The organism is Corynebacterium sp. KPL2838, from assembly GCF_040225455.1.
Lineage (GTDB): Bacteria > Actinomycetota > Actinomycetes > Mycobacteriales > Mycobacteriaceae > Corynebacterium > Corynebacterium rhinophilum.
Genome location: NZ_JBEHFT010000055.1, coordinates 1 through 7,892, shown reverse-complemented (window position 1 = coordinate 7,892; position 7,892 = coordinate 1). Strand labels below are relative to the sequence as shown.

The 7,892-nt window shown below is 53.2% G+C and carries 7 protein-coding genes and 2 pseudogenes; 5 read left to right on the top strand and 4 right to left on the bottom strand.

Translation table 11 applies throughout. The features are described 5' to 3' along the window. The first annotated feature begins 103 nt into the window (after nt 1–103). From ABRP98_RS11300 to ABRP98_RS11285, 3 genes and pseudogenes are all read left to right on the top strand, one after another. Entirely contained in the window at nt 104–1,117 is a 1,014-nt protein-coding gene (locus ABRP98_RS11300; RefSeq protein ID WP_349859319.1) for a replication initiation protein, read from the top strand. A gap of 1,195 nt (nt 1,118–2,312) precedes the next feature. Next, nucleotides 2,313–2,855, top strand: a complete 543-nt coding sequence (locus tag ABRP98_RS11290; RefSeq protein WP_349859316.1) for a hypothetical protein — start codon at nt 2,313–2,315, stop codon at nt 2,853–2,855. Between the two features lie 337 nt (nt 2,856–3,192). Then, nucleotides 3,193–3,782, top strand: a pseudogene (locus ABRP98_RS11285) (transposase); the annotation flags it as partial. A gap of 30 nt (nt 3,783–3,812) precedes the next feature. On the opposite strand, the pseudogene ABRP98_RS11280 reads toward ABRP98_RS11285, so the two are convergent. From ABRP98_RS11280 to ABRP98_RS11270, 3 genes and pseudogenes are all read right to left on the bottom strand, one after another. Continuing rightward, nucleotides 3,813–5,008, bottom strand: a pseudogene (locus ABRP98_RS11280) (IS3 family transposase). Next, nucleotides 4,936–5,349 carry an IS3 family transposase gene (locus ABRP98_RS11275; RefSeq protein ID WP_349859314.1) on the bottom strand — a complete coding sequence of 138 codons (414 nt, stop codon included), beginning with the start codon at nt 5,347–5,349 and terminating at the stop codon, nt 4,936–4,938. Before ABRP98_RS11275 ends, ABRP98_RS11280 begins: the two are co-directional and overlap by 73 nt. A 136-nt stretch (nt 5,350–5,485) precedes the next feature. Further along, nucleotides 5,486–5,794 carry a transposase gene (locus ABRP98_RS11270; protein WP_349859313.1) on the bottom strand — a complete coding sequence of 103 codons (309 nt, stop codon included), beginning with the start codon at nt 5,792–5,794 and terminating at the stop codon, nt 5,486–5,488. Between the two features lie 94 nt (nt 5,795–5,888). Between ABRP98_RS11270 and ABRP98_RS11265 the strand changes: the two genes are divergently transcribed. Together ABRP98_RS11265 and ABRP98_RS11260 are read left to right on the top strand one after the other, a co-directional pair. Continuing rightward, on the top strand, nt 5,889–6,887 hold the full coding sequence (locus ABRP98_RS11265) for an integrase core domain-containing protein (protein ID WP_349859311.1): 999 nt from the start codon (nt 5,889–5,891) through the stop codon (nt 6,885–6,887). A gap of 21 nt (nt 6,888–6,908) precedes the next feature. Then, nucleotides 6,909–7,190 carry a hypothetical protein gene (locus ABRP98_RS11260; protein ID WP_349859309.1) on the top strand — a complete coding sequence of 94 codons (282 nt, stop codon included), beginning with the start codon at nt 6,909–6,911 and terminating at the stop codon, nt 7,188–7,190. A 147-nt stretch (nt 7,191–7,337) separates the two neighbouring features. Here ABRP98_RS11260 and ABRP98_RS11255 read toward each other — a convergent pair whose 3' ends face one another. After that, nucleotides 7,338–7,655 carry a hypothetical protein gene (locus tag ABRP98_RS11255; protein WP_349859307.1) on the bottom strand — a complete coding sequence of 106 codons (318 nt, stop codon included), beginning with the start codon at nt 7,653–7,655 and terminating at the stop codon, nt 7,338–7,340. Between the last annotated feature and the right edge of the window lie 237 nt (nt 7,656–7,892).

The following is a 7,892-nucleotide window of genomic DNA, read 5'->3' as shown; positions in this document are numbered from 1 at the left end:
TAGAAACCGAGTACTATCTCACCCAGCCCATCAACACAGGGCCGTAAAAGAAGCGGAACTAAACCCAGGACGCTTCAACCCGACTAACGGGAAAGCCCAGTTCATCTGGCTTATTGACCCCGTCTACGCTGACCGTGGCGGTAAATCAGCGCAGATGAAGCTGCTGGCAGCAACCACACGCGTACTAGGTGAGCTTTTAGACCACGACCCGCATTTTTCCCACCGCTTTAGCCGCAACCCGTTCTATACAGGTAAAGCTCCTACGGCTTATCGTTGGTACAGACAGCACAACCGAGTGATGCGGCTTGGAGACTTGGTAAAAAAGGTGAGGGACATGGCAGGACACGACCAGTTCAACCCCGCCCCACGCCAGCAATTTACCTCTGGCCGGGAACTTATCAACGCAGTGAAGTCTCGCCGTGAGGAAGCCCAAGCATTTAAAGCTCTTGCCCAGGGCGTAGATGCTGAAATCGCTGATGGTCTTGACCAATACGATCCGGAGCTTATCGACGGGGTACGCGTGCTGTGGATTACCCAGGGAAAAGCGGCACGTGACGAAACCGCTTTCCGTCATGCGCTCAAGGCTGGCCATCGTCTGCGCAAACAAGGCCAGCGTCTGACTGATGCGGCGATTATCGATGCCTACGAGCACGCCTACAACGTCGCACAAGCCCACGGCGGAGCAGGCCGTAGTAGTGAGATGCCGCCCATGCGCGACCGCCAAACCATGGCACGTCGCGTGCGCGGGTACGTCACCCAGTCCAAGAGCAGAGCCTGTGGAAGCGCTAGCGCGTCAGGAAAAGCTACCAGTAGCGAGCGTAAAGCACTAACCACCATGGGCCGCAGAGGTGGCCAGAAAGCCGCACAACGCTGGAAAACAGACCCCGACGGTAAATATGCGCAAGGACAACGGGAGTCTTTAGCTGCTGCAAACAAGCGACGCTCTATCCAAGGGAAAAGCACTCAAGCGAGAGTCCTTAGTGTTGCTTTGGATGCGCTTTCGCAGACTGGAGAAATTCCATTGGCACGTGAGATAGCGAACGAACTCGGCGTTACTAAGCGGACAGTGAATCTGCACCTAAAGACTCTGCGAGAGCTAGGATTGCTTAAGTCTTGATAGGTGGGAAATGCCGTAAGCAATATACGGTTCCCCTGCCGCTAGGCAGTTAAGTAAAACCTCTCTTAGCAAGACTGGGTTGGATGGACTATGTCCCGGTGTCACTAAGAGTGCCAATAGTGTGTCGCCGCTACGGCCAGAAGACGAGTAGGCCTAGCAGTTCGATCCAACTGTTCATCATTGCGGTGGGGTCTATAAGGAACGCTATGAGAATGGCGCGCAGAATAGTCAAGAGCGCCGTGGAGAGCTGATTAAAACTGGTGTGGGGGCGTGGTTCTTTTCATGGATTCCTCCTTGCGCGGCTGTATTTCGGTCGTGCGGAAAAAGAATATCGCAACCGTCGCGTTGTCCGGCTCCAGGCGCTCGCCGTCGAGCTGCCGCCTGAGCTGTCCGGCTCGGTTGCCCTGATTCAGTCCTCAGGTACTCAATCGCACAGAAGCTCCCGGCCCTTCATGGGATCGCTGGTGAGTGTTCAACGGATTAGACGGGCGCACAGCGCGCCGTGTGAAGCGGCTGCACTACCCTGCAGGCCTGATAAGCGCGGTCGGGCGGAATGTGCCCAAATATTTTGTTGATCCATCTGCCAGTACTGGCGGACAGTCCGGGCAGTCTTGCGCGGGCTGTCCGCCTGATTTTCGGGCCGAAAGAATCGGCCCGAGCCCACGCCGCGAAGCGGCTGGGGAGCACCACACTATATGCACTCTTAATGAGAATCGGGATAAGGCGGCTCCGGGGGGCTTCAGCTCGTTGCAAATGTGCCCAATGGCTATCCCAGGCGATGTGCTCTGGGTTCTTAGTCATCAGACCGGAGTAGCCCTTGTCGCCATCGACGGAGCGGCGTAGGACAGCGGCTTGCGTTTGGCGTGTACTCGGTGCGGGGTAATGGCGTTGTCAGCGATTAGACTGCGTGTGCGGGCCCGTTGTGCGGGTTTCCACCACAGCGTTAGGAGCTAGTCGCGTCTGTCCCACATCGCGCGCAGAAGCGCGTCAGGGTGGGCAATATCGACCACTAAAAGGTTATTCATCGTGCTTGGGTTGGCTTGGACGTAGCACTGCCAAGTGCCTTCTCGCGTGAGGTGTGATAGATGCCCTCACACAGTTCGTCAAAGTTATTGATCGCATTTTGCTATTGATCTTATTTTGGAACACATGTAGTCTCGGGAGGTGAACCATCTCTCTAGAAATAAGGAACACTATGAAAACTCAGTCAAAAGCACTGACGGCACTAGCTTCCGTAGCTATCCTTTTTGCCGGTCAGGGACTAGCCTCCGCTGCAGAAAAGGACGATCCTACAACCCTTCAAGAGTTCCAAGAACAGACCGCTGCAGAAGGATCAATCACTCCGGAGGTTCTGGATCAAGCTTTTGAGGAGCTGATCAACTCGGATGTTCCCCGAACTGTAAATGATGACTCCACCGTAACCTTCGACCTCGAGCACATGGATCTAACGTTAAGGGATCCACATGCCGTCACTCCCTATGTGAGCGGAGGAAAAGAAAACGGGGGATTCTGGGTAGAGTTCACCCCTCTTGAGCAGGACATGATCATCAGCGGATCGGGTTTTGCCCTAGGGACCGCCATCTGCGCCATTCCCGGTGTCGGGTGGGCTGCCCGCACCGTCGTTGGAGCCATCATCACCGGGGCAACAGTAGTCCTCAGCCACAACAAGGGCTGCAATAAACGCATAAAAGTCCATTACACGTGGGCCGGAAACGTCCGTGGCAGCGAGTGTGCTTAACAATCAAGTGTGAAGAGGAATGATGAACAGGCATAAAATATCTCCTAATGCGATTGTCGTTGCACTATTTGGGCTGGCAATTTCAGGTTATGTCGGCATCGCAAACAAGTCGATCCTCGGATTTTTTATCCTCATACTGCTCACTATAGTTGGAGCAGTATTGGTCAATCGCGTCAAAAACAGTCATCAGGAATAACCAGTGAGTAAATCTGCATAGGTTGCGTCCAGTAGCGTGGTGTATCTGTAACTGACGGTGGGCCCCCTTATGAATGAGGCCGGCGACCACCGTAGTACCTTTCGATTCCGTAACCACACTTCCTCGAAAGGGATAACCACGATGGCCGCTAGCCCATATTCTATAGACCCGACTACCTACTTAGACGAATTGCTTGCCCAAGCATCCCCAGATCTCATGCGCGAGATGCTTCAAGGATTCATCAACCAAATCCTATCGACTCAAGCAGACCAGATCTGCGGCGCCGACTACGCCACCACGTCTAAGTCTCGAACCAATGTCCGCAACGGCTACCGCCACCGCGATCTTGATACTCGCGTTGGCACCATTGATGTCGCTGTACCCAAACTACGTACCGGGTCATTTTCCCGGACTGGTTATTGCAACGACGCACTCGGGCAGAACGAGCACTAACAACCGTAATAGCTACCTGCTATTTAAAAGGCGTGTCCACACGCAGGATGAACGATCTCGTCGCCAGTTTGGGAATTAATAATCTTTCAAAGTCGCAGGTATCTGACATGGCTAAAGACCTGGACGAGATGGTCGAAGACTTCCGTACCCGACCACTCGATACCGGTCCATACCTGTATGTTGCCTGTGATGCATTGACCATGAAAGTCCGCGAAGGAGGACGCGTGGTCAAAGCTTCCGTCCTCGTGGCTACCGGGGTTAATGCCGAAGGGGCCCGACCCCCGAAAAGTGGACACATCGGGGGCTAGCTATGCTGCTGTGGTCAGTATAGCCGAAGTCTTGGTTTCAAAGACATCAGGCGCTACGAGATTGCACCAGGAGTGCCGCCGGCGCGTGTTATAGCGCATGCACCACCGGAAGACCTCTTGACGGCAGCTAATTGGGTTGTCAAAGACTTTCCGATCACGCAGCACTTCACGTTTTAAGGTGGCGTTAAACGATTCTGCCAGGGCATTATCGGCACTCGTTCCTACCGCTCCCATGGACTGGCGTACACCTAACGACGAGCAGTAGTTCCTAAAGGTTTGTGAGGTGTACACACTGCCGTGATCAGAATGGAAAATAGCCCCGTCAAGACTGCCGCGCACGTCGTGTGCGTGGGCTAGGGCATCGATGACCAGTGAGACCCGCATGTGGTCTGCGAGTGCATAACCTGCAAGTTTCCGTGAGTAAGTGTCAATGACTGTGGCCAAATACATGTTCTTGCCTCCCTTGCACGGCAGGTAGGTAATGTCGCCGACATACACACGGTTCGGCTCGTCAGCTGTGAATTTGCGGCCTACTAAATCTGGCATGACACGGTGACCAGGCTTGCGCCGGGTGGTGATGCATCGGCGGCGTTTGCTAAAGCCTTTTAGTCCCATGGTTTTCATGATGCGTGCAACCTTCTTGTGATTGATCGGGGTATACGTCGTGTCCTCCTTGAGGCTTGCGGCGATGCGTTTAGCACCATAAAGCCCGTGCTCATCATCAAAGATGGTTGTGATCCTTGCACCAATAAGACCGTCAGAATATACCTTTAACCTGCGCTTTTTGCGGGTGCTCACCCATTTGTAAAACGAGGAACGATTCAGCTTTAAAACGTGGCACATCCGCATAAGCCGAGTATTCGGTTCGGTGGTCATCGACAAACTGGAAGCGGATCACCAGTGAGTCTGCTTTAAGCAAAATATTTCGCGGCCTTACGCAGGATATCGCGTTCTTCGCGCAGCTTAGAGACTTCCTTTTCTAGCTGTCGGATTCGCGCAGAATCATTCGCCGCTTGGGCTTTATCATGCACTGCTTTTATGCGGGCACGTTTGCCGGTGCCGTACTTTTTGACCCAAGAATGTAGCGAGGCACGGTTGATTCCGAGCTCTGCTGATGCTTTGTTCAGTGAGAGGTCCTCATTGTTCTCATAGAGGGCCACGGCATCGCGTTTGAACTGTTCGGAGTACCTGGACATGGTGGTAGATTACCAATCTTGCCAGCTCGACTGGGCTGGATATCAGGTGTCCACCAAATGGGGGTCAGGTCCGACATCCATACTCGATTGAGCTCACCGGTATCACACATGCGCTTTACCAGGTCATCAAAAGCAGATTTACGCTTGGCTTGGATCGTTGTCACCGGCACAAAAGCACGCGGTGACATCCCTTCAATGCCCATCAGACGCATCCGCTTAGCCACAGTCTTGCGATTCACACTGATCTGGTAGCGCTCACCTAGTTCTGCGGTAATCCGCGGGGCACCATAAACCTCATCGGAGTCTTTTTCAGATCTGGTGAATCTTGCGATCAACGCCATCGTAAAATGATGCACGATCATCTTTTCCGGATAAGCGTTGCTGCTGTATATGGGCCCATGTGTAGTATCCAGACCGAGACACCTTCAACAAGCGCGCCATGCGCTTGATGCTGTAGTTAGCCTTGCTCTGGCTGCATCAATTCGAACTTTTCTGATCGCGTTGCCTTAAAGCGAAGAAGGCTGTCGCTTGTGACAAAAACTCGTTATCCATCTTGGCTTCTGCCAGCTCACGACGCAGACGAGCATTCTCAGCACGAAGATCCGCTTCGCTTAGCCCATCCGAGGCCCCTCGGCGTTCGCGCTCGAGTTTGACCCAGCGGCCTAAAAGCCCGGCGGAAACACCGATTTCCTTAGCCACATGAACGATCGGGCGTTCTGACTCGATCATTAGGTTTGCGGCTTCACGCCGGTACTCCGGCGTGTACTTCTTGCGCTGTTGACTCACAATGAACATCCTCTCCTACGGACACAAAATCCGTACAAATAAGGTGACCACTAAACGAGGGTAACCTCAAACGCAGAAGGGCCGAGCAGGCATTGTGCCGGATTCGACTGCCCCGAAGAATCCGATTAAGAAATTCCACGAGGCCGACAAAATCGCAGTCGTCCACGCCAGGCAACAGTTGATGGAGCAAGGCTTGGATTATGGGCCCTGGTCGATCTACTACTTCTTGTTCGACACCGTAGGTCCAGATTTCACACCGTCGCGTTCTACAATTGCCTGGTGGCTCCATGAGCTGGGATTCGTTGATGCCAACGCCCGCAAACGGCCACGCAGCTCCTATAAGCGCTTCGCCCGCGATCTCGTCGGTGAACTCTGGCAGATCGATGCACTGGTCTATCGCCTCTTTGACCACGCCCACACACATGTCACGATTTACCAGATCATCGATGACGCCAGCAGATTCGATGTCGGAACCACAGCGTTCGCTCTGCCAGAAAACGGTACTGATGCGCGCGCTGTGCTGGCCGCAGCGTTTTCCGTCTACGGCAAACCTCAAGAAATCCTTTCCGACAATGGCGATGCGTTCGCCACCTATCACCGTGGTTTTCTCTCTGCTACTGAAACCTGGCTCGCCAGCCAAGGCGTACTTACTAGTGCTGGTTTCGCCCCGACAACCCAGGGAAAAGACGAGCGCTCTCACCGCACGTTGACCCAGTTCCTCGATGCACGCCACCCAGCTAGCCTTGCTGAGGTCAACGCATATCTGGCTGAATACCGCCAAGTTTACAACGAGCGACGACGTCACCAATCACTGCTGGTCGGCAAAATGCACATCACGCCACGCCAGGCTTTCGATACCTTCCCCAAGGCACCATCGCCCACGCATCCACTCGATCCCGAACAGGTCTGGACCCGCGTAGTCGCCTACAACCAGGCGCACAATCCACACGCTGTACCCGAAATGCTAAACGGCCCCGCTGAAGCGGCAACTTCACACGAGGCCAGCACCGATGACATGGCAGCTCAGCAAGGCATACCTCCCACCGATACCCCCACACTAACGGCGCCGACGACAAATTCAACAAACCATTAGGGTATCCCAGACCAGCTCTGCGTGAGCAAAGATGGCGTTGTACGCGTGTGCGGCTTCGGTCTCTACAGTGGTCTGAGGTTTAAAAACCGCAGGCTCTACTCCACGGTCACAGCCGATAACGTTGCGGAGTTCTACACGGCCCATGACGGTGAATTCCTCTTCAGCGTGCCACTGCCGATCACGTTGAGCCACAGACCACCAGGCGGTCAGATCAACATCAACCTCGTTGAAGAAATGAAACATCGCCAACCACCGCGGATGAACCCGAAACTATCCAAACCCCGGCCGAAACGCAGGCCATAACCATAAATCGCTAGAAGTGTCCAAGAACTCCATGGATTCCATGTCCAAGAAGACACCGCACTCCGTGTACAAAAACCCTATGGACATAACAGTGCTAGCTCATAACCGGCAACAGGTAGGCTTAGCTCTTATGCAGGAGCAATATTTCTAGCTATAGACATCTTCTGTAGAGTGCAACCAGAAATCCATCATCGCTCCTATGGGATCTGCTGACGAAAAGATGGCCTCCGCTACATCGGAGGGGCTCCAGTTATCGGGGAGATCTATAAAACGACCTGCGAGCTTCCCGATAGTCACTGAAGGATACTCTTTGACGGCCTCAAGAATAGTTACGACGTCTTCGTAAGTAGCATGGAATGAATTTTTCCCATTGGCTGCAGTTGCATCGGCTATGCAAATCCAGTCATGAACTTCTTTCATGTCTTTCAAGAGATTATCAACTATCTTTTCAGGATTTGTTTCCATACTCAGAAACATACTATTAAATTCATAGCTCGGTACTCATCAGTCCCGAAAAGATCGTCTTACTAGCTAACTAGCTGGGTGAATAGTGTCTGTGGGTGTGATTGTAAAACCCTGCTGTTTTGTAAGCAAAAAGGGCAAGGTCACCGTTGGAATCGGTGTCCTTGCCCCTCTCGGTACAAACTTTATTTTGTTGTTTGTTTGTTGTTTGGTGTCGGCGGTGACTTACTCTCCCACAAC

What these genes read in the sequence shown, in the direction of transcription:
- ABRP98_RS11290 (WP_349859316.1), top strand. Translation starts at nt 2,313, where the DNA reads ATGAAAACTCAGTCAAAAGCACTGACGGCACTAGCTTCCGTAGCTATC.
- ABRP98_RS11255 (WP_349859307.1), bottom strand. Translation starts at nt 7,655, where the DNA reads ATGGAAACAAATCCTGAAAAGATAGTTGATAATCTCTTGAAAGACATG.
- ABRP98_RS11275 (WP_349859314.1), bottom strand. Translation starts at nt 5,349, where the DNA reads ATGGCGTTGATCGCAAGATTCACCAGATCTGAAAAAGACTCCGATGAG.